Origin of the sequence: Candidatus Pseudothioglobus sp. Uisw_086, from assembly GCF_048085745.1 — a bacterium.
Lineage (GTDB): Bacteria > Pseudomonadota > Gammaproteobacteria > PS1 > Pseudothioglobaceae > Pseudothioglobus.
Map to the genome: position 1 here is coordinate 78,208 of NZ_CP159803.1, position 21,329 is coordinate 99,536.

The window sequence follows — 21,329 nt, forward strand, 5'->3', positions numbered from 1 at the left end:
TGAAATAAAATCTTAGTCATAAAGCTAAGCAAAAACGCAGAGTAACTAATCACATGGCAAGAGGACAAAAATCATTTAAGCATTCTAATAATGGTCCAGCAGTTACCGATGATGAAATTTATATGATGGTAATGCTTTATACCTACCAACATAAAAGCATTGATTATCTTGCTCGGAAATTTAACGTCAGCTCTCCTGTAGCTAAAGAAATTATCATTCGAAGTCGTTTTGGCGGGGCTTGTGGCTAAGGTAAATATACTGCCACTAATTATTTTTATTCTTACAGGCCAAGTCTATGCAGACAAAAATGATTTATTCCTTGAGGGATTAGAGGGGGTTGTGAGGATTGATTTTTCGGATGGAAGTATTTATAAAGGACAAGTTGATGAATGCTTAATTGAATTGACTAAAGCAACCTGTATGTCTGGGATGGGGGTTTATGACTCCATAGATGGCTCAAAATATTTTGGAAATTTTAAGGGTAATAAGCCCAATGGTAATGGTTTATTTAGACATCTAGACGGCCAAACCTATGAGGGAAATTTTGAAGATGGGGCTATTCATGGCAAAGGCATTATGACCTATCCAGATGGCCGAAGGTATGAGGGTAGCTTCAAAAATAATATGCGCAATGGTTATGGCGTTATGACCTATCCAGATGGCCGAAGGTATGAGGGCGACTTCAAAAACAATATGCGCAATGGCTTTGGCGTTATGACCTATCAAGATAGAGGGAAATACGAAGAGGGCAGTAGCTATGAAGGAGAGTGGTTAGATGACGAGCGAAATGGCCAGGGAATTATGATTTATTCAAATGATGGTAGGCGCTTGAAAGGAGAGTTTAAGGATAATGTTTTTATTAACTATAATTAGAACTTTTAGGATAATTTGGAGATGAGCTAGTGGACATAAAAATTATATATTTCGATTTACCTTTCTGGCGTGCTGAAATATCAAGACTACCTCTGTTCATCGCAAATATAGACTTTGAGGACTTCAGGCCTAGTGATGATGAGTGGGATTATGCCAAAGAGAATGGGAAAATGAAAGACGGTACGATAATTCCTTTCCGTGAATTACCTGTACTTCTTATAAATGGAGAAAGCATTGCACAAACAATGGCAATTGCAAGAATATGCGGAAAGCTCGGAGGTATGTACCCTGAGGATATTATTGAGGCAGGCAAGGTAGACCAAATCGTTGTTGCTGTTGAGAATATTAATGCCCTTTTAAGTCCCTCAATGAAAGAAAGTGATCCATTAAGAAAGAAGGCAATGCGAAAAGAGCTGACCTCTAATGAACTGCCAACATACTTTGGTTATTTGCAAGATATTTTAAGTGCCAACAGCTCAGACTGGTTTGTTGGAGAAAATATGACGATTGCCGATCTTGCAGTTTGGAGTCTTTTAGGGTGGATTGCTTCGGGAGTTATTGATGATATCTCAGCAGAAGTTATTCAACCTTTTGAGGGTTTAGTCAAGCTATATAACCAGATCAATAAAAATCCGCGCGTCAAAGAATGGAAAATTCAGACCTATTATTATGATAAAGATCAATCTGATGAATACGCAGATGACATTCCAGATAGCATATAAAGAGAGTTAATTGAGTTTTCTCGCGTCATCTAAATAAGGTAATTTATTGCGTACTAATGAAATTTGATCGCTATTGATTTCACCAACAATAACTTTTTCATCTTCATTTGCGTTGTTAATATCTAATCCATCGGGGCCAATAATTTTGCTCTCACCCATAAAGCTTATACCGTTGAGTGTTCCGGTGGAATTGGCATATATCACAAATATGCCATTTTCAAATGCCCTAGTTCTGCAATTATATAGAGCTGCAGCTGGCCAATTGGATGACTGGCCGGTTGGAGCGATAATCAATTCAACGCCTTGTAGGGCTAGTTTACGAATTAGCTCTGGAAATTCTAGCTCATAACAAATGACGATCGCAGACTTTATACCATTGACCATAATTATTGAACTCTTATTGCCTGGTTTAAATATCTTTGACTCGTTGGCGGTGGGCGGCAGCATTTTTTTGCGATGGTTTGCAAGAGACAGGCCCTTACTATCAAAGTACTGAGCTGAGTTAAACAGACTGTTTTTGGCCATTTCTGGATATCCATAAAGAATGGCGGTTGAGTATTTTTTTGCAAGAGCGCTTATTTTGTTTGCGTACTTACCGTCACTCTGCTCACAATACTCTTTGATTTTATCAAAGCTCCCGTACCCGGAAAGAAACAGTTCAGGGCAAACGATTAAGTCTAGCCCATCAGTTTGCTGTAATTTTTCCTCTAGCCTTTGAACTCTTCTTAAAGGAGTTTCATCGCGCATTTTGTATTGAAATATGCCTGCATTAATTTTCATTTTTTTGATCTCGTTTTACGAATTTTCTTTATCCAATAATACGGCTTTATAACAATCCAATATATCCATACAGGCGCAACAACTATATAGAATATATGCCAATAAACATTGTAAAGATCAAACCAACTGATGAATATTTGATTATTTAGTTTTGAGTATGTTGTCGCAATGAAAAACGAAAATAGTATCCAAAAGATACTGAGGTAAAAACTAATTCTTGTTTTTAATGAGAAACTTATCATCAGAAATGATTCACTATATAACCTTAAGGTAACTATAATTTAATTTCTAATTTTATAGGGACTTTTGATGATAAAAACATTGCAAATAAATGAGAAAGAGGCCTGGGATTTGGCATTTAATGCCTTAATAAATAACCAGACTTCTGATGAGAATGCAAGGGAAGTTGCTGATGCCTTAATAAATGCTGAGTTTGATGGACAGGCTGGACACGGTTTATCACGTATACCTTCTTACGTTGAGCAGGTGTTGTCTGGTAAGGTCGCTGGCAATGTAACCCCCTCACTTTTAAGTTCAAAGGGGAGCGTCATTCGAGTTGATGCCAATCAAGGCTTTGCTTTTCCTGCGATCTCATTAGCCCTTAGTGAAATAACAAAGACCTGTAAGAGTTTTGGTATTGCAGCTGCAAGCATTTCTCGCTCGCATCACTTTGGTCAGGCTGGAAGGCATGTTGAAAGACTTGCTGAAGATGGGCTTATTGGTTTAATGTTCGGTAATACCCCTAAAGCGATTCCGCCTTGGGGTGGAACGAAACCCTTATTTGGGACAAACCCAATCGCATTTGCCTCGCCAAGAGAGGCTGCAGCTCCATTAGTCATTGATATGAGCTTAAGTAAGGTAGCACGTGGTAAGGTGATGGTGGCCAATCAACTCAATGAGAAAATTCCAGAGGGCTGGGCGATAGATAAAGAAGGTAGGCCAACAACCGATGCAAAAAAAGCACTCGAGGGGGCAATGCTCCCAATTGGAGACGCCAAGGGAAGTGCTCTAGCACTTATGGTAGAGATGCTTGCAGCTGGACTTACTGGATCTAACTTTGGCTTTGAGGCGAGCTCTTTTCTTAATGCTGAGGGAGATTCACCAGGTGTTGGACAACTAATTATTGCCATTGACCCTAGTTTTTTCTCTGGAGAGAGTTTTGCAGAGAGAACTGAGACCCTAGTAGGTGCGATCCTTGAGCAGCCTGCTACAAGGCTTCCAGGCGACAAGCGTATTGAAAAGAGGAAGGTACGAGAGAAGTCTCAAACAATTACCATCTCCAAAGATCTTTACGAAAAAATTGAGTTATTAACTGAGTAGTTTCAATAATTTGTGGCTCTTTTTGGATTATATACACAAAATAAATTTAAATATATAATGTAACTCATTGAAAAATCTGTCTTAATAAGGATGTATGATATGGGTATATTAAATTTAAATATAACAAAGACAGCGCTCAGTGCCGTGTTAACAATGTCACTCGGTTTTTCTTTGAGTGTAAGCGCTGATGACTCTGAACAAATCAAGTCTTCACTCATGAGTAGAATGACAAGTGCCACGGGCTCTTTTTTAACTTCTGGTATTGGCGCACTTTTAAGTCCAAACTTTGATACAGTTGAAGTAAGTACAAACTTAAAAGAAGGTAATTCTTCAGTTGATATTGGAGTGCTTAAGGCTTTTGGTGTCAACCCAAACTCTTTTCTTTTTAATCAGATAAATCTTAATCGTTTTGATCATAGAACCACTCTTAACTTAGGACTGGGTTATAGGAGACTGAATGCTGATGAGACATGGATGACAGGTGTAAATGCATTTTATGACCATGAATTCCCTAATGATCATAAGCGAAACGGTGTTGGTATTGAGGTCATTAGCTCAGTCTTTGAGACAAGGGTGAATCAGTATAACGGTACAACAGGTTATATCACAGATAAAAGCGGAACCGACTCAAAGGCGCTTGATGGAAGAGATATGGGCTTCAAGGTTGCGCTTCCTTATCTGCCTGGGATGATGTTTGGAATGAACGCTGTCCAATGGAAGGGCATTGATAGCATGAAGGATAAGAAGTCTCGGGTTTACACTTTAGGGGGGAACCTCTCTGATAACTTATCTTTGAATTACGTTCGTACCGATTATAAGGACGCTGCTACTAAGGATACTGACACTATATCTCTTAACTATGCATGGGCCTTTGGCCAAGAGAAACACGTAAGACCAACACTATTTACCTTTGCTGATAAGGCTTATGAATTTAAAAAGCTTGGTGCAGAGAGGTATGACCTCGTGAAACGTGAAAATCGAATTATTAAGAAAAAATCTGGTGTATTAACAGTGAGTGGGTACTAATATGAAATCAATAAACTTAAATAAATTAACAGCCCTAATTAGCTTATTTCTAATTTCAGTTGTTTTTTCAACTGGTGCAAACGCGACCTGTAAAAAGGATGCTGATGGTAAGCTTATTTCCGTCAGTGGTAATTCGGATACTCAGGTAATTGATGTTGTAACTGGTACAGGTGAACGGGCTGGCGATCAGTGCTCTGATACTCCTGAGGAGTATGAGATAACCTTCTATAAATTAGGAATTTGTACTGCTACGACAATTGGAAATGACTTGAGTAGTTGTCAATATATTGTAAATGATGATGCAGGTATAACCCATATAATTAAAAAGAACACTTCAGGTGCAATGGCGATACCAAAGTTTGCTATTGATCCTGGGACTTATCCTTATATGGTAGTTGTTCTAAGCAGTAAGCTTGGTATCAAGCATTCTTTTCAATCAACTAATGCCGTTGATGGCTCGTCTGGTAATGGAAATGGTGGCACCTATTGTTGGACTGCTGTTGCTGGTCCTAGTTCTTATACCGGTGAGTCAACTGGCCTGTCTTCCGCTCATGGAACGATTGCTGATGGCGGTACAAAATTAATTGACTGCGGAACTGCAGCTGGAACTGCCATAATGTCCTATGAGGTTATCACTAAGTTGTCTGATGATGATGATGATGACACCGAATCATGTAATGGCGAGACATGGGGGGCGAATGGTGACAGACAAACTTTCGACGCTGAAGGAACTGGAGCATCAAGCGGCATTCCAACTGTTTCTCTTCTGACGACTGCTAACGCTTTTGCAGCAAGTTGCATACAATCTCATAAGATTCTGTGGACAACTTCACTAACAACCCCTTACACAGTAACTGATGAATCGGTCTTTGAGCTTAAAATGAAGACTACGGACGCAGTTTCTATTGACTTTAGCAGTGATGATGGTGATAACGATATAATTAAAATGGGCGCTGACCCTGTTAAGTTATTCCTAACAATTACAGGCTAAATTTTATATTGATGGTTGACTCTGGATTAAGATAGTCTAGAGCGACCGCCATCAACTCCAATTATTTGCCCTGTAACCCAGGAGCTTTCCTCAGTTAAAAGAAACTTAGCCAGTGCAGCTGAGTCCTTTCCCTCACCAACTCTCTTAAGTGGGTGGGCTTTAGCAAGTGCCTCAGCAACAATTGGATTTTTTAGCATTGACTGAGCAATTTTAGAGTTTGTTAGGCTTGGTGCGACACAGTTAATACGAATGTTTGGTGCAAATTCAGCGGCAAGTGTAACCGTTAAACCTTCAATTGCAGCTTTAGCAGTTGCAATAATTGTGTGATTGGTAAAACCTTTTTGAGCTGCAACCGACGAGAATAAAACGATTGAGCCACTGCTCTTTTTAAGCTCTTCTTGAAAACCCTTTATCACCTCAATGGCTGAATAGAGGTTTAATTTCATGCAAGTATGTAAATCATTTTCAGTAACTCTTTTTAGTGGCTTTAAGTCAATTGAGCCAACACAATAAGCGATACCTTTTATGTTAAATTCAGATGTATCAGTTTTAACTTGTTCTATAAAGCCCTTTTCCAAGACATCGGCAACTGAATAGCTACAACCCAGCTCCCCTGAAATTGCTTTAACCTCGTCCTCACTTCTAGCAATTAGGTGAACGTCATGGTTTGATTCTTTTAGCTGGGCAGCAAGGCTTGAGCCTATTGCACCAGTAGCTCCAAATACTAAATATTTATCTGACATATGATTTTTAAATTGATGAAAAAAATGAATCTTCTATTTTACAACTATTAAATATTAAAGATATTATTTAGTTGTCTAATTTGTTTATACTTTATTCTTTATCCAATTTAATTGACGTGTATTTATGAAAAAACTACTCACTATTCTTTTGCTATCCATTGGCCTTATGAGCCCCTCGTATGCCGACAAAGAAGTTGCAGGAGAAGCAATAAGATGCTCAGCACTTATTTATATTCAGATTACTAGACCAGAGATGGCAGGTATGACTGCTGGTGAAGAAATAATGAATAGAATTTATGCTTATCACACTATTGATGGAACTGATATGGAAATGACTAATGGACAAATTGTTGCGGCTCAAACAGAAGCCATAACTAAGCTCTCTCAAGAGTACATAAAAGGTGCTGATCTTGCAGAAGAATACCGTCACTGCGTTTATTGGATGACTGATATTGCCAAATTTATTAATATCAGTGAATACGTTTCTCCAGAGAATCAGACTGAAGAGGCTGAGGCTGAGGAGATGACACTATTTTTATCAGCGCCAACAGAGACCTCTGTTACAATCTTTAAAAACCCTATTGAAACATGGGGGCAGCAGGTTGACTTAGGGTTTGCGTCATGGGCTTCACAGGAATTAAAGGTGCCATATAAAGAAGCTATTTTAAGTAAAGTAAGTGAGAAGTTTGAGTAGATGTTTTTCCAATTATAGGTACTAAAAGAATGGATAAGAAAACTAGAGATAACGCTGCGATGATGAATGGCCTCTATTGGTGGGGAGTCCCTACACTATTCAGGTGTCCTCATAATCCTGAGACAGAAGGCTGCGATATTGCACTTGTTGGCGTTCCTCATAGTACTGGAAATGGCACTACTCAGCGTGATCAACATTTGGGTCCTAGAGCAGTCAGAAATATTTCTGCGCAGGGCAGACGCGGCCATCTTAAGTTTGGTATCTCCCCTTGGGAGATGTGCGAAATTAGAGATTTTGGTGATGTTCCTCTGCCAGAGGCAAATAACAATGAGAAGTGCATAGAGCACATTACTGAGTTTTATGACATTATTGCCAAGTCTGGTGTTAGGCCAGTTTCAATTGGCGGTGACCACTCGATTACAGGCGGAATCCTTCAAGCAATTGCAGGCCCAAAGTCCAAACTAACGGGTGGTAATAAGGCAGTGCTTGTTCATTTTGACGCGCATACTGACGCATTTCATCAGCTCGATCATTTTTTGGGGGCTATCAAGTCGGCGGCTCACTGGGCAAGTTATCTCGTAAGGGATGGTTTTGTAGACGCCTCAAAAAGTATCCAAGTCGGCATTAGGGGTAACACTAGAACGTTAGATTGGCTAAATTCAAGTTACGAACTTGGCTATGAAATTATCACCAAGGATCAGTACGATGAGTACGGCGTTGAAAAATGTATTGAAATGATCCAGGAGCGCGTTGGTGATTCACCTATTTATGTGACCTTTGATTTAGACTGTTTAGACGTCACTGTAGCGCCGGGTGTTTCAAATCTTGAGCCAGCAATTGAAGGCTTTAAAATGCCGGATGTACTTCAAATGCTGCAAGGTCTTCGTGGAAAAAACATAATTGGTGGTGACGTAGTTTGTCTCATGCCAACGGTTGACTCACCGAACCAAATCACAGCGCATGTTGCCAACGCAATCATGTTTGAAATAGTTTGTTTGATTGCTGATAATATTGGCAAAAAACCGTAACTTATTTTTATGTAGCTAATGATAAAGCACTGCGTATTTCTTAATTTTAAATCTGAAACAAGTGAGTCTGAGCAATTTGATGTTTTTGAGGGCCTTTCAAATCTCAAGAATCAAGTTGAAGGTTTAAATGATTTTGAATATGGAAATAATCTAGATTTTGAGCAAAAATCAGCAGACTATAATTCTGGTTTTATAGCAAGTTTTGAGAATCACCAGGCATTGCTTGAATATAACGAGCATCCAGAGCATGTCCTTCTTGGTAGTAAACTTATTTCAATGTGCAAAAAGGGACATCAAGGGATTATTGTTTTTGATATAGAAACCTAACCCTTGTAATTTTCAAGGTGAATATCTAGCGCCTTAGTAGAGATTAATGTTTCAAGCAATGCAAAAATTAATGATGCTGACAACATTAAAAGCCCAAAGCCAAAAATATAATACGCAAGAGAAATTTGCTCAATATAAAAACAAATAATTGTCATTAGATTGAAAATAAAACTTACAATTCCAAAGACCTGCATCCTTTTAATATAAGTAACACGTTTCTTGAGAATATCCAGCTGCTCCTCAGTATGTTTAGTCTTTGACTCATCGCTTCCCTCAGTTGTCATTGCCCTAATAAGGACACTTAGAGAATGAAGGCGATTTGTATAGGCTACAAATAGTAAAGAAATTGCGGGAAAAAGCAGTGCGGGTGTTGTCATATCCATAACACCCTATTTTAATTAGTAATCTACCGCAAGGGACTTAAATCCTAATTTAGTAAGACTAATTTTACAGTCTGGTTGACTTTATTACGCTTAAAAGTTGGTCAATATCTTCGGCATCATTATAGATGTGGGGAGATATTCGGATTCCATGGCTTCTAAGATCAACGCTAATGTTGTGTTCTTTAAGTTGCTTTAATACTTTCTGTTGGTTGCTGCCAAAGTCCAATATCATAGTTCCACCTCTCATTGCCTCTTCCCTTGGTGATACAAACTCTAAATCAAGCACATTTGCAGTCTTTTCAATTAAAAGTTGATTGTGTTTTCTTATATTTTTTAAACCAATATTAGTAAAGTAATTTATGCTGTGAGTTGCAATGGCATAGGGTGCAATTGATGGAGTGCCTCCCCAAAATTTTAGTGCACTATTATGATAGCGGAAATTATGAATATCAAACTCAAATGGATTCTCATGGCTAAACCAGCCTACATCTTTTGGATTACAAGAATCCAGGCAATCTGAGTTAACCCATAAATAAGCAGCGCCAGGGCCGCCACATAACCACTTAACACTTGATCCAATCATAAAGTCTGGGTTTAATGCTTTTAGGTCAATCGGCACAATGCCCACAGACTGGGCAATGTCTAAAATAGAGATGATATTTCTAGATCTTGCCATTGAAAGTACCTGCAAGATTGGCGACAGCTGCCCCGTATTTGAGTAAGCGTGACTGACAAACACTAAATCAACATCCTTAGTCAGGTACTCGTCCCATACGCTTGCATTCGTTATATCAATATTTGAGGGAATAAATCTAATCTCGCAGTCTTCAGGTAGTGATTTTTTTAAGGCAAAGCCCATTCCTGGAAAGTCAATTTCACTAACCAATATGACGCAGTTTTTCTTTTGAGCTCGGTCTAAAGACATCAATATTTTAGTTAGTCCACTTGATAAATTCACTTGCGGGCAGAATTCAGATTGCTTTGCATTAAAGAGCTTCGCTAAAGAGGCTGTAAAATCATTAATAATTCCAAGCCATTGCTCCCAAGGCTCGCTAAGGGAATTATTCCAAGGAGTATAAAACTGCTCTGAAAAGTTTTTTTCAGATGTTTTTAATGGCCTTCCAACAGAGTGATTAAGGAGATAATTTGCTTTTGTTAAAATAAAGTCCTCTTTAAAGTTAGGCTTTTTTTCATTCCCATTAGGTAGCAAGCGCTTTTTGAGGAGCGCAATATCAGCAAAGCGCGTTCGTATATCACTGCGATCAGCAGCTGCCCTTCGATCCCTTAATTTTTCAAGTGAGTCTAGTAAAACTTTTAATGGCGGACCACTCGCGGTAATATTACTAAGTTGAGATTCTTTAAGGTCTGTTGAGGGCTGCGCAATATATTTCTCAACGAGTTGATTATGATGCTGAGTTGCAGCGTCACCATGAAGCTGACAAATTTCAAGGAACAGAGTGAGATTATCCTTGTACCACTTTTTAGAGGAAACGTCAGCACTTAGAAAATCGTCCATAATACTTGTTCTTCTCATGCAGTCTCTTAGAATACTTTGATCTTCTGGGACCATATATAGAAATTTATCAACGAGCATTTGTGAATAAGTGGGCTCATTAGCAAAGCAAAGTCCAAGCAAAATATCAATAACATTTATTCCTGCAAAATCACCTGCATTTGCTCCTCGATATACCTGAAATCCAACATGATAGGGCTTGTAGTAGGGACGAACACAGTAAAAGAAGTCATCAACACTAAGCTTATTAAATAATGCAGCATTCGATTCAATGACTTCTTCAAGCGCCTCTTTAACGACTACTAATAGTTCAGGACACATCGGATGCGAAATACCCAATGGATGCAATTTAAGTAATGCGTCAGCGGCTCTTTTATAGGCAAGAATTGCTTTAGTGTTGTAATCAAGAAATAATTTTTCAGCAGGCAGGTTTGTAAAGCTTTTATATACTCCATCAACTGCCTTATTATGTGTTGAAAGGTGCGCAGTAGCAAAGCGAGGCGTAACTCCAATTGAGGCGCCTATATTCATAGCAAGTCCTGAGGCCTCTTTTAATGGTGAAGTAGATTGTTTCGAAGGGTCGGTTATTTCATGTCTTCGACATGCCGCCATATAGAGACCTACGTTGCCTAATAAATCAAATGCATTATCAAAGCCTTCATCAGTATTTCCCTCAGATAAAAGCGTTTTAATTATCTCCCTGCCTTCATCCTCAAGAGCTTGCTTTAAATCGTCACCAACGGACTCAACATTGGTGCGTTCACTTTGATTTGAGTAGAGAACTTCAAGCTCTGAATTTAATTCAACAAAGCGATTTCTAATCCAGTAATCAAAGGTCTGCGAGTTTGGAGTCATTTCTAAGGTTATTTATATAAAAAAAGTCATAATATCATTATTTATCGAGTTTTAATCACTAAAATTAACTAATAAATAGTATAATAATAGAGATATTCATTAAATTAAATTATATTATTATTGAATATCGCTAATTTATTGGAAATTAAGAATGAATACTAATATCGATACTAAGGATTTAAGCATTTTATCTATTCTTCAGAATAGGGGAAGAATAGCTATTTCAGAGTTGGCTGCAAAATTAAATATGTCCGATACGCCCTGTCTTAGAAGGGTTAAAAAACTTGAAGAGGCTGGAGTCATTAGTGGATATAGTGCAAATATAAATCCTGAAGCGATGGGCTTTAATGCAATGGTCTATGTCTTTATAAGGCTAACTGAGAATTCAAATATCAGCGCTGATTTATTTGAAAATGCAATGAAAAAATTACCAGAAGTGCTAGAGTGCTCTGTCATAACTGGCTCGCATGATTATCTTTTAAAGATTATTGCAAGTGATTTACTTGGCTATGAAAGTTTTGTTAAAAAATCGCTTGGTAGTTTGACGTGTATTGCCAGTATTGAATCGACGGTAGTATTAAAGCAGACATTTGCTAGATGCGAGCTTCCAATAGAGATAATAAACTAATGAAATAACTAAGAGAGGAGATAAAATGGAAATCCAACAACTAGAGCCAAAATTAGAAAGCATGCAAGAAGAATATGAAAAGGCTCAAAAATTTAAAGAGTATGTTCAGGGCATATTCATAGAGAATAACTCTCAAGAGGAGTTTAAAAGAAGAGTAGATGCAATCTTTAATGAAACATTTAAGGATGCGAGGTTATGACACTTGCCAAATATAATACGAAAAATGGCTCTCCAAATGATAGGCGCAAGAGAAAGAGAGCTTTAGAGCAAGAGTTAGAAGACCTGCGTATTAAGAGTCGCAGTGATAAAGATCTTCATGAAGAGCTCGATCTTCTTGACAATGAAGAGAGTGAGTAAAAATAACTTTTACTTCTTCCTCTGGATTCTATTTAACGTAATAGTTAGCGTTATCTTTTTGGCTCTGATCTACTAGTCAAATTTTAGTGAGTATGAGGGAATAATAGTTTTTCTTAATACTAATTTATAGCAGTTACTAATCCACAACTTTGATTTGCTGGAACTGATACTTTTATTTTTTTCGGCATGCTTAACTTTAAATTGTTTACATTTTTAATAAATGTTTGTTGATCAAAGGATTCTCTAATCATTGAGTTAAACTTCTTCTCTTCACCAATAGTACTAAATGATAATCCGTTGTAATCATGTGCTGGATATACTTCAGTAGTATCAGGAAACTTAAAAAGCTTATGAATTGATTCATAAAGAGATATCGCTGAACCTCCTTGAAAATCACATCTTCCAGTACTTCGTATAAATAATGCATCACCAGTTAGGATTTTATTACCGATCTTATACGACATACACCCTAAGGTGTGCCCTGGGGTTTCTATTGCAGTAATATCATAATTACCAATCGAAAGAATATGGCCTTCGCCCGCCATAATATCTGAACATGCTTCAGCGTCAACATTCTCCATTCCTATAACAATTTTAGCTTTAGGATAGAATTTTTTTAGAGGGCACGCACTGGTTATATGGTCAGCATGGATATGTGTTTCAATAATAAATTTTAAGTTTAGATCTAGCTCTTTTAGCAAAGCTGTATCTCTGTCAATCATAATGTCTACCGCATCAACAATTGCGGCTTCTCTAGAGTCACTGTCTGCAATAAGATAGGTGAAAGTACAACTTTCTCTTTCAAATAGTTGTTTGAAAATTAAACTCATATTATTGGACTCAATATATTGAAATTAAATTATTAAATAAATATTAACACTCAACACATAAATTTAAGGTACATTTTTTCGGTGTGTATATAGTAATCATACAACTTTAATTCAGATGCTGCAAGACTATCTAAAACAATAACAACATTTTGATGATTTTGAAGGACGCTTCCAGGACAGAAAGAGGATATAGGCCCTTCAACCAAATCTGCAACTGCCTTGCTTTTGTGTTTACCTAAGCCAATGAGAATAATATTGTCAGCATCCATAATTGTTCCAATACCCATTGTCACTGCAATGGATGGCTGAAACTCCTTATCATCAAAGAAGCGCGCATTGTTTGCAACCGTATTTTCAGTTAGCGTCTTTACTCTGGTCCTTGAGCTGAGGCTAGAAGTAGGCTCATTAAATCCAATATGCCCATTTGTACCTAAGCCTAATAATTGAAGATCTACTCCCCCAATCGATTTAATCTTGGACTCATAATTTTCACAACAAAGCTCATAATCATTATTAAAACACTCAGGAATATAGGTATTTTTCTTATCGATATCAATGTGATTAAATAATTTATGGTTCATATAATGACGATAGCTTTGAGTGTGTCCTGGCTTTAAACCAACGTACTCATCTAAATTAAAAGTAGTAATATCTTTGAAGCTTAAGCCATCAGAATTATGCTTTTTAATTAAGCTCTCATAAGTTAAAAGAACAGAGCTGCCAGTCGCAAGACCAAGAGCTGCATTTTCTTTATTGACTATAAAATTTTCAATAAATCCTGCAGCAAAATTGCTCGCCTCTTTTTCACTTGGAAGAATAACGACTCTCATGATGCTTCTTGTTTTAGATGTTTGCCAGCAACCCAAACATTATGAATGTTAAAGTCAAGGTCAAAGTGAGCAAGGTCAGCCCGATAACCTGATTTCAATGAGCCAAGATAATTTCCAACACCTAGGTATTCTGCTGGATAACGTGTTGCCATTGCAATCGCATCATTCAATGGGATATTACAACTAAGATAGGCATTCTTAATGGCATCAATTTGTGTTATTGAGGAGCCAGCTAATTTGCCTTCTGAATTAATAAGACGGCCATTGGATTCACTAACTACCTCATCATAAAGCTCAAAAGAAGGCTCACCATGATTAATTGTGGCCATAGAATCTGAAACAAAAAATAGTTTCCCTTTAGGTTTTTGATTGTAAGACATCTCAATTAATGATGGATGGACATGATGTAGGTCAGCAATAATACTGGCTGAGGTGTTATCAAAATTTAATGCTGAACCCACAACACCAGGTTCACGTGCTGAGATTTGCCCCATCGCATTAAAGAGATGCGTAAAGCCATCAAGTCCATATTTAATTGCTTCTTCTAGCTGATCATAGCTCGCATCAGTATGGCCCGCTAGAATTTTAAAGCCAAGTGATTTAAGATGCTTTAACTGTTTGATAGAAATGCATTCTGGGGCTAATGTAAGCATCACTGGAAAGCCTTGTAGGCTTTCAAATAAGTTTAAGTAATCATTGTTTATCGTATTGATATATTGTTTTTGATGAACCCCTCGATATTTAACATTAAAGAAGGGGCCTTCAATATGAAGCCCTAGGAGGGATTTATTATTATTAATCTCACTAGATATTGTTGAAGTACATCTTTTAAGAACATTCAATGAGTCACTAATGACAGTTGGCATTATGCTGGTCGTGCCAAAGTGTTGATGGGCCATTATTATTTCATCTAAGCTCTCTTTATCTGGCGAGTTATTAAACAGTTTTCCACCACCACCATTTACTTGAAGATCAATAAATCCTGGAGAGAGGATGCCACCATTTAATTTTTGAATTTTGAAGTTATCTTGAATAGAATTCTCATTGACAATATCAATAATTTTTTCACCATCAATTAGGAGTGCTTTTTGATCAAAGAATTCATTGCCAGAAAATATTTTAGCACCGGTGATTGCTTGTTTCATCCAAGCTCCACAACATAGTCATAGCGATCACCACGATAATAAGATTGAGTATATTCAACAACTCTTCCGTTATAATCCTTGCCTCTTCTTTCCACAAACAACACTGCACTACCTGGCTTGATTTCAAGTTTATCTGCTAGGTTGTCATCTGCTATGATGGCATGAATATTTTGTTTTGCAGTAACTGGATTCATATTCTTGGATTCAAGTAACTCATAAAGTGAGTCATCAATTGCAGATGTTATAGATATGATTGCTGCAGGTATTACAGCAATTTCATAAAGTAGCGGCTCATTTACTAAGTACCTTACTCTATTAAGACGATGCACATATTCGTTCTCATCTAAATTTAAAATCAAGGCCTCCTTAGCGCTTGCTTTACCTTCTTCACGCAAGATGGTTCTTGAGTAAGATTCGAGGCCTCTCTTTTTCATATCCGCAGTGAAGCTGTTTAGCGATGAAAGATTCTTATGAAGAACTAAATCAACACTTTCAGCAACAATCGTTCCAGCACCCTGGCGTTTATTGAGAAGCCCTATTTCTACCAGCTGATCGATTGCTTTGCGAACAGTAATTCTAGACATATGAAGCTTAGCTGCTAATTCTCTCTCTGGCATTAAAGCGTCTCCAGGCGCTAAAAGACCTTGTTGAATTGCCCTATTAAGTGATTTAGATAATTGTTTATATAGCGACTCTGGCCTGTCAGTAGAGGGCATTAAAAAATTAACTAGATTGTTGATATCATCCATTAGATATAAATAAAATAAAATATTGGTACTAAATTGGTACTATTATATTCTATCTTAATTTAAAAAGTAAATTTTTTATAATAAATTCAATATTAAGTGAAAGGAGCTAAATTATTTGTCTATTTTTTCTAATTTAATCCTTTATATAATGAGATCTTTAAGGATTATAGGTCTTTTAATATATTATTATTTATAAAATAATTAAACTTATTTACTTTTTAATAAATACCTGTTATATAATACCATTTCATTACCAATTTTTATATAGATTAGTATGCCTGCAAAGCCTTAGGAAGGTTTTTTGTTTTATAACAATACTAGTCAGTGAGGAGAAATATTGATTTCAACAGAGTTTTCTTTAACAACATCTATCAATTCAGATAATTACTTTTGCTCAACGCTTATTAATAATTCTAATGAGTCGATTGAGAATTTCATGTTCTGTTTCAGCATACTTGCGCCCGTAAGGGTTATTGAAAATTGCAACATTTTTAAAAGTGCTGGTGGATATATAGAGCTAACTCATCTTGAAAATTTCGTTTTAAAACCTGGACAAGAATGGAATTTTAAATACGCCTATAAAGAATCTAGACATATGCCAATGAATCACAGATGGGCTCCCCAGGGCGTTTTTTTAAAAAATAATAACGGTGAAGTAGTTAATCTTGAAATGATTGATTTGGATCTTAAAAGAATCTCCTCCGTGGTACCAACCCCTAAGTATTCAAGTGATAAATTAAATCATGAATCGCTAAGATTGGTGCCACATCCTTATTCATGGGAGGCTAGTGCTGGCGTATGTAATTTATGTGCTCCTATCAACATACTATTCAATGACAGTGACATGATAAGCAATGCTTACAAGTCAGCCTCTGATTTAGCTAGTCGATTAAATCTTAATCTTTTTTCTGGCCCTGTGAATGAAATTAATGAGAAGGCATCATCCACTGTAAAACTTAAACTTCAAAACCATTTAAGTGACTCTTCATATCAAATTACTCTTACCAGTGATGATGTTGAAATTACTGCTGGAGATGAGCCAGGTTTTTATTATGGTCTTATTTCTTTGATGCAATTAAATCAAACATATCATCAGTTAATTCCATGTGGGTCAATCATTGATAAGCCTCGATTTAGTTGGAGAGGCCAGCATTTGGATACTGTTAGGCATTTTTATTCAGTAGACAGTTTATTAAAATTACTCGATTTAATGAGCCTCTTTAAACTTAATAAGTTTCATTGGCATGGAGTTGACGACGAGGCCTTTCGCTTCAAATTTGATAGAAATCCTGAAGTTGCAACTGCAACTTCTAAAAGAGGAAATGGTTTGCTAGTACCGCCTGTTTTTGGCTCTGGACCAGATGCAACTGGCGATTGTTATGATAGAGAAGATATGCATAAAGTCATCAATAGGGCATCAGCTAACTTTATTGAAGTAATGCCAGAGTTTGATTTGCCTGGTCATAATATGGCATTAATCAACCTCTTCCCAGGTTTGCGTGATCCTGAAGACCAAAGTTGTGAGGTCTCAGTGCAAGGCTACTCAGAAAACACACTTAACCCAGCGATGCCAGAAACATTTTCGCTTGTTGAGTCTTTAATTGATGATTTATGTGACATGTTTCCTGGTGAGTACATTCATTTAGGTGGTGATGAGGTTGCACCAGAATCGTGGACAAAATCGCCTGCAATTGATGTGTTGAAGGAAAAGCATAGGCTTAATAATGGTAAAGATGTTGCTTCTTGGTTTATTAATAAGCTTTCTAAAAGAGTAGAGCTTAATAATAAAAAAACGTCTGCCTGGCAGGAGGCTGAAGACGGTCAGCACCATGACGATAAGTCAGAAAAATTACTATTTTCTTGGCAGAATCTGGAGTCTGGTTTTAATTTAGCAAGAGAAGGTTATAAAGTCGTCTTGTGCCCTGCTGAGCACATTTATTTTGATATGGCTCAGAGCAGAAATTACGCTGATCGTGGAGCAAATTGGGCAGCTGTCATACCTTTTGAGAAAGCTGTTGATTGGCCCATTATTCCAAATAATGAGCCAGAACTTGAAGCCAATATCCAGGGAATTCAAGGACATCTTTGGTGTGAAACGATTCTTAAGGATAGCGAAATGGAATCAATGCTATGCCCACGAATTCTTGGATTAGCAGAAAGCGCCTGGTCGAGTGAATCAAACAGACGCAAAGGCTCTGAGTTGGGTGATTTAGCAATAACTAGTTATCGAGAATTATTTGAAAAAATTGAATGGGACCACTATAAAGCTGAGAATTTTGATATCATGTCCGATCCGATAACGAATAAGGAGGCTTTGGCCAGTGAGTAGTTTGATACAAATGCTGAAACCCAAAACTAAATCACAAACAACCACAATGTTTGCTTGGGCATTAATTGCGCCTGCTGCAATGGTTATGTTTTGGATTGTACTTTGGCCTTTGTATGAAACCTTCCGCCTGTCTTTTACAAATTCGAACCTTGGAACCCTAATGGGAGGTGCTGATTTTATAGGCTGGGAAAATTATGAAAAAGCCATTGGAGGTCGAAAGTTTCCTGCGATAGTCACTCGAACTTTCTACTGGATGTTTTTATCTGTTGGTTTCAAGATGATTTTAGGTTTAATCGGCGCAACACTTTTAGCGAGTAATATAAGAGGGCGCGGACTTATGCGTGCTTTAGTTATGCCGCCATGGATTGTGCCTATAGCAATTGGCTGCTTTGGCTGGGTGTGGCTTTATAATGGTCATTTTGGCCTGCTCTCAAATTTTATAGAGATGGTCGGTATCACGGATGGTCCCTTTAGTTTCTTAGCTTATAAGCAGAGCGCTTTTTACTCAGCAGTTGTGACCGATGTTTGGATTGGAACGCCAATGGTAACTCTATTCTTTTTGGCGGCAATGCAAGGCGTTCCAAAAGACTTATATGAGGCTGCTTATGTTGATGGTGCATCGAGGTGGTATCGATTTAGAAGGATTACTTTGCCACAAATTATGCCTACCATTGTCTCTATGGCTTTACTGTCAGCAATCTGGACTTTTAATTCATTTGAAATTATTTGGATCTTGACAGAGGGCGGTCCTCGTGGGGCAACCACTACATTAATTATTGATACCTTTAAAACAGCGATCTTTAATTATAAGTTTGGTGCTGGCGCGACAAGAGCGGTTCTTGTTGTATTAATATTAGGTGTGTTTTCAGTAATTTACCTAACGGTACTAGGAAGATTGAGTAAAAAATATGGCTATGGCGGGGTTCAGAAATGATGGATAAGTACTCATTACTTCATAAGATTGGAATTTATGTCTCTCTCGCAATATTCATATTATTTATGTTGCTTCCTTTTGTTGAAATGTTTGTAGCTTCTCTCAGGCCAATCACTCATTTATTTACTAGGCCAGATGTTCCAATGGGTGAGACGATGAGTTTTTTTGATTTTATGAGCAGGTTTTGGTCAGATACTATGAGTTTTCAGGCATACAGGGATATGTGGGTTACCGTACCTCAATTACCGCGTTATATATTTAATAGCGTATTCATAGCATCAGCTGTTACTCTTTTATCAATGTGCTTTATTGTTCCAGCTGCCTATGCCTATGCACGTTTTAACTTTCGAGGAAAAACCACTAGTCTTACCCTCTTTTTGGCTGTAAACATGTTTTCAGGAGCGGTTCTTTTAATCCCTTTGTATAAATTATTACGCTCTTATGGTTTATTAAATACCTATTGGGCTATGATTATTCCTGGTGTGGCGTTTCTTATACCAACAGGAATATGGCTGCTTAAGTCTTTTTTAGAGAAGATACCCTATGAGTTAGAGGAGGCTGCATTTGTTGATGGTGCATCGCGCCTTTATACCCTTAGACGTGTTATCCTGCCTCTAGCAGTTCCTGGTTTAATTGTAGTTGGTGTTGCAATGTTTATTGGCGCTTATGCGCAACAATTTTTATTTGCAATTACTTTTAATCAAAATAGAGATTACATGCCACTACCAGCTGGTATTTTTGAGTTTATTGGATACCAGACAGTGCTCTGGAATGAAATGATGGCAGCAAGTCTTGTTGGAGTTCTGCCCGTGTTGTTAATTTTCCTGTTTATGCAGAAACATCTCATATCAGGTTTAACTTCAGGGGCGGTAAAGGAGTGAGATTCAAAAGTCTCACATAAAGTGTTATTAGGATAATTTAATTCTAGTAACTTGATGTAAATAGAAAAGGAGAAGTAAATGAAAAATATAAAAAAAGCGCTCTTCTTAGCTGTATTGGGTGCAGGTTTAATGGCTCCAGTGCAAGCTGAAGAAGTGCATATGATAATGTGCGGTGGTGAAATCCGTGAAGCTGATAAAGTAGTAATTTCTACTTTTGAAGCAAAATACTCAGGCGTAACAGTGAATGCTGAAGCGGTTCCTTGGGGAACATGCCAGGACAAAGCAATGACACTAGCAGCAGCTGGTGATCCTGTTGGTTTGGCTTATATGGGTTCACGTACTCTGAAGCAACTAGCTCTAAGCGGTCTGATTGTTCCAGTAGATATTGCTGATGATCAGAAGGAAATGTATCAGCCAGGTATTCTTAATACAGTATCTAGTGGTGGAAAAACTTGGGGCTTCCCTCACGCTTTCTCTACTAAAGCCCTATTTATCAACTGTGGTTTAGTTGAAGAAGCAGGCATGGCTTGTGTTGCTCCTAAGACATGGACAGGTATGTATGCGATGGCTAAAGCTATCAATGATAATACTTCAGCTGCAGGTATTGGCATAACTGGAAAGGACTTTGATAACACTATGCACCAATTCTTAAATTACTTATATAGTAATGGTGGCTCTGTAAATGATGCAGATACTGGTGAGATAACTTTTAATAGTCCTGAGACTATCGAAACTCTTGAGTTTTATGGTAAGTTAGCTGGTGTTGCTCAGGAAGGCCCAATGGGTTATGAGCGTGGACAATTGACTCAGTTGTATAACGATGGTCAGATTGGAATGTATATTAACGGTCCATGGGGTGCAGGTCAGCACAATGATAATATTGCTGAAATAGTTGTCCCTATTCCTGCTGGTCCTAGTGGTTCAAGTGGAACATTATTAATTACTGACTCAATTGCAGTATTTAAAGGTTCTGCTAATGAAGATCTAGCAATGGAGTTAGCTTCTATGCTTTCATCTGGCGAAGCACAGTATGACCTAGATAAGAGCTGGGGCTTAACACCAATCATGCAGTATGAGAAGATGATGGATGATGTCTACTATACTACTGACTACTGGCAGACATTTGTTGCGCCAATTGGTGGCGGTGGTCCAGAGCCAATGTTTGAAGACTTTAAAGCATTGCAAGCTGGTATCAATGGTGCTATCCAAGGTATGATCTTGGGCGAAGGTTCTGCTGCTGATCTAGTTGCAGAAGCTGCTGAAATTTTAGCAGAAGGCAATTAAGTCAATTAATTGACTATTTCAGGGGTAACTATTAGTTACCCCTGAATTTTTTTAAAGGCTTACTTCAAAAAGAGGTTAATTTAAAAGCACCCTTTTGAAGCTTGCTT

Annotated in this window: 24 protein-coding genes and 1 pseudogene; 16 read left to right on the top strand and 9 right to left on the bottom strand. The window is 37.6% G+C overall.

All coding sequences use genetic code 11. The features are described from left to right. Nucleotides 1-53: 53 nt before the first annotated feature. From ABXT49_RS00405 to ABXT49_RS00415, 3 genes are read left to right on the top strand one after another with little or no spacing between them, the layout of a single operon-like run. Entirely contained in the window at nucleotides 54-248 is a 195-nt protein-coding gene (locus tag ABXT49_RS00405; protein ID WP_271541654.1) for a hypothetical protein, read from the top strand. Next, nucleotides 241-873, top strand: coding sequence for an MORN repeat-containing protein (locus ABXT49_RS00410; RefSeq protein ID WP_416652199.1), 633 nt, complete (start codon nucleotides 241-243; stop codon nucleotides 871-873). Before ABXT49_RS00405 ends, ABXT49_RS00410 begins: the two co-directional genes overlap by 8 nt. A 29-nt stretch (nucleotides 874-902) precedes the next feature. Further along, on the top strand, nucleotides 903-1,595 hold the full coding sequence (locus ABXT49_RS00415; protein ID WP_416652201.1) for a glutathione S-transferase: 693 nt from the start codon (nucleotides 903-905) through the stop codon (nucleotides 1,593-1,595). 6 nt (nucleotides 1,596-1,601) lie between these two features. On the opposite strand, the gene ABXT49_RS00420 is transcribed toward ABXT49_RS00415, so the two are convergent. Then, the gene (locus ABXT49_RS00420) at nucleotides 1,602-2,375 is read right to left on the bottom strand and encodes a nitrilase-related carbon-nitrogen hydrolase (protein WP_416652204.1); all 774 of its coding nucleotides are present in this window, start codon (nucleotides 2,373-2,375) and stop codon (nucleotides 1,602-1,604) included. A gap of 309 nt (nucleotides 2,376-2,684) precedes the next feature. On the opposite strand from ABXT49_RS00420, the gene ABXT49_RS00425 reads away from it, so the two are divergent. The 3 genes from ABXT49_RS00425 to ABXT49_RS00435 all read left to right on the top strand — a co-directional run bounded on the left by ABXT49_RS00425 (nucleotide 2,685) and on the right by ABXT49_RS00435 (nucleotide 5,712). Next, nucleotides 2,685-3,695 carry an Ldh family oxidoreductase gene (locus tag ABXT49_RS00425; protein WP_416652206.1) on the top strand — a complete coding sequence of 337 codons (1,011 nt, stop codon included), beginning with the start codon at nucleotides 2,685-2,687 and terminating at the stop codon, nucleotides 3,693-3,695. A 99-nt stretch (nucleotides 3,696-3,794) separates the two neighbouring features. Then, entirely contained in the window at nucleotides 3,795-4,721 is a 927-nt protein-coding gene (locus ABXT49_RS00430; protein WP_416652208.1) for an inverse autotransporter beta domain-containing protein, read from the top strand. A gap of 1 nt (nucleotide 4,722) precedes the next feature. Continuing rightward, on the top strand, nucleotides 4,723-5,712 hold the full coding sequence (locus tag ABXT49_RS00435) for a hypothetical protein (protein ID WP_416652209.1): 990 nt from the start codon (nucleotides 4,723-4,725) through the stop codon (nucleotides 5,710-5,712). 26 nt (nucleotides 5,713-5,738) lie between these two features. On the opposite strand, the gene ABXT49_RS00440 is transcribed toward ABXT49_RS00435, so the two are convergent. Then, a complete protein-coding gene (locus ABXT49_RS00440) occupies nucleotides 5,739-6,455 on the bottom strand; it encodes an SDR family NAD(P)-dependent oxidoreductase (RefSeq protein WP_416652212.1) in 717 nt (238 codons plus the stop codon). Between the two features lie 124 nt (nucleotides 6,456-6,579). On the opposite strand from ABXT49_RS00440, the gene ABXT49_RS00445 reads away from it, so the two are divergent. Genes ABXT49_RS00445 through ABXT49_RS00455 form a run of 3 tightly spaced genes read left to right on the top strand, consistent with a single transcriptional unit; the run spans nucleotide 6,580 to nucleotide 8,504 of the window. Next, nucleotides 6,580-7,149 carry a hypothetical protein gene (locus ABXT49_RS00445; protein WP_416652214.1) on the top strand — a complete coding sequence of 190 codons (570 nt, stop codon included), beginning with the start codon at nucleotides 6,580-6,582 and terminating at the stop codon, nucleotides 7,147-7,149. A 29-nt stretch (nucleotides 7,150-7,178) separates the two neighbouring features. Continuing rightward, nucleotides 7,179-8,177: an arginase family protein gene (locus ABXT49_RS00450; protein ID WP_416652216.1), complete on the top strand. Its 999-nt coding sequence runs from the start codon at nucleotides 7,179-7,181 to the stop codon at nucleotides 8,175-8,177. An 18-nt stretch (nucleotides 8,178-8,195) separates the two neighbouring features. After that, on the top strand, nucleotides 8,196-8,504 hold the full coding sequence (locus tag ABXT49_RS00455; protein ID WP_416652218.1) for a Dabb family protein: 309 nt from the start codon (nucleotides 8,196-8,198) through the stop codon (nucleotides 8,502-8,504). Here the strand turns inward: ABXT49_RS00455 and ABXT49_RS00460 are convergent. The 3 genes and pseudogenes from ABXT49_RS00460 to ABXT49_RS00470 form a co-directional block, all read right to left on the bottom strand. After that, the gene (locus tag ABXT49_RS00460) at nucleotides 8,501-8,881 is read right to left on the bottom strand and encodes a DUF2721 domain-containing protein (RefSeq protein WP_416652219.1); all 381 of its coding nucleotides are present in this window, start codon (nucleotides 8,879-8,881) and stop codon (nucleotides 8,501-8,503) included. The genes ABXT49_RS00455 and ABXT49_RS00460 overlap by 4 nt on opposite strands. Before the next feature lie 70 nt (nucleotides 8,882-8,951). Next, nucleotides 8,952-10,097 (bottom strand): aminotransferase class V-fold PLP-dependent enzyme, encoded by a 1,146-nt coding sequence (locus tag ABXT49_RS00465; protein ID WP_416653563.1) that lies wholly within the window; start codon nucleotides 10,095-10,097, stop codon nucleotides 8,952-8,954. Further along, nucleotides 10,095-11,255 (bottom strand): annotated as a pseudogene (locus tag ABXT49_RS00470) (PrnB family protein); the annotation flags it as partial. The pseudogene ABXT49_RS00470 and the gene ABXT49_RS00465, both read right to left, overlap by 3 nt. Before the next feature lie 151 nt (nucleotides 11,256-11,406). Between ABXT49_RS00470 and ABXT49_RS00475 the strand changes: the two are divergent. Genes ABXT49_RS00475 through ABXT49_RS00485 form a run of 3 tightly spaced genes read left to right on the top strand, consistent with a single transcriptional unit; the run spans nucleotide 11,407 to nucleotide 12,240 of the window. Continuing rightward, on the top strand, nucleotides 11,407-11,883 hold the full coding sequence (locus tag ABXT49_RS00475) for an Lrp/AsnC family transcriptional regulator (protein ID WP_416652222.1): 477 nt from the start codon (nucleotides 11,407-11,409) through the stop codon (nucleotides 11,881-11,883). A gap of 25 nt (nucleotides 11,884-11,908) precedes the next feature. Next, nucleotides 11,909-12,082 (top strand): hypothetical protein, encoded by a 174-nt coding sequence (locus ABXT49_RS00480; protein WP_416652225.1) that lies wholly within the window; start codon nucleotides 11,909-11,911, stop codon nucleotides 12,080-12,082. Beyond that, entirely contained in the window at nucleotides 12,079-12,240 is a 162-nt protein-coding gene (locus tag ABXT49_RS00485; RefSeq protein WP_416652227.1) for a hypothetical protein, read from the top strand. Before ABXT49_RS00480 ends, ABXT49_RS00485 begins: the two co-directional genes overlap by 4 nt. Nucleotides 12,241-12,359: 119 nt before the next feature. On the opposite strand, the gene ABXT49_RS00490 is transcribed toward ABXT49_RS00485, so the two are convergent. From ABXT49_RS00490 to ABXT49_RS00505, 4 genes are read right to left on the bottom strand one after another with little or no spacing between them, the layout of a single operon-like run. After that, on the bottom strand, nucleotides 12,360-13,070 hold the full coding sequence (locus tag ABXT49_RS00490) for an MBL fold metallo-hydrolase (RefSeq protein WP_416652229.1): 711 nt from the start codon (nucleotides 13,068-13,070) through the stop codon (nucleotides 12,360-12,362). Nucleotides 13,071-13,120: 50 nt separating this feature from the next. Beyond that, the gene (nagB, locus tag ABXT49_RS00495) at nucleotides 13,121-13,900 is read right to left on the bottom strand and encodes a glucosamine-6-phosphate deaminase (RefSeq protein ID WP_416652230.1); all 780 of its coding nucleotides are present in this window, start codon (nucleotides 13,898-13,900) and stop codon (nucleotides 13,121-13,123) included. Further along, a complete protein-coding gene (nagA, locus tag ABXT49_RS00500; RefSeq protein ID WP_416652231.1) occupies nucleotides 13,897-15,045 on the bottom strand; it encodes an N-acetylglucosamine-6-phosphate deacetylase in 1,149 nt (382 codons plus the stop codon). Before nagA ends, nagB begins: the two co-directional genes overlap by 4 nt. Further along, complete coding sequence (locus ABXT49_RS00505) at nucleotides 15,042-15,794, bottom strand: GntR family transcriptional regulator (RefSeq protein ID WP_416652232.1); 753 nt, start codon at nucleotides 15,792-15,794, stop codon at nucleotides 15,042-15,044. Before ABXT49_RS00505 ends, nagA begins: the two co-directional genes overlap by 4 nt. Before the next feature lie 337 nt (nucleotides 15,795-16,131). Between ABXT49_RS00505 and ABXT49_RS00510 the strand changes: the two genes are divergently transcribed. From ABXT49_RS00510 to ABXT49_RS00525, 4 genes are all read left to right on the top strand, one after another. Next, the gene (locus ABXT49_RS00510; protein ID WP_416652233.1) at nucleotides 16,132-18,123 is read left to right on the top strand and encodes a beta-N-acetylhexosaminidase; all 1,992 of its coding nucleotides are present in this window, start codon (nucleotides 16,132-16,134) and stop codon (nucleotides 18,121-18,123) included. A 10-nt stretch (nucleotides 18,124-18,133) separates the two neighbouring features. Continuing rightward, on the top strand, nucleotides 18,134-19,057 hold the full coding sequence (locus ABXT49_RS00515) for a carbohydrate ABC transporter permease (protein WP_271556330.1): 924 nt from the start codon (nucleotides 18,134-18,136) through the stop codon (nucleotides 19,055-19,057). After that, nucleotides 19,054-19,938, top strand: coding sequence for a carbohydrate ABC transporter permease (locus tag ABXT49_RS00520; RefSeq protein WP_271556329.1), 885 nt, complete (start codon nucleotides 19,054-19,056; stop codon nucleotides 19,936-19,938). The genes ABXT49_RS00515 and ABXT49_RS00520 overlap by 4 nt, the downstream gene beginning before the upstream one ends. Before the next feature lie 78 nt (nucleotides 19,939-20,016). After that, the gene (locus tag ABXT49_RS00525) at nucleotides 20,017-21,222 is read left to right on the top strand and encodes an ABC transporter substrate-binding protein (protein ID WP_416652234.1); all 1,206 of its coding nucleotides are present in this window, start codon (nucleotides 20,017-20,019) and stop codon (nucleotides 21,220-21,222) included. The last annotated feature ends 107 nt before the right edge of the window (nucleotides 21,223-21,329 follow it).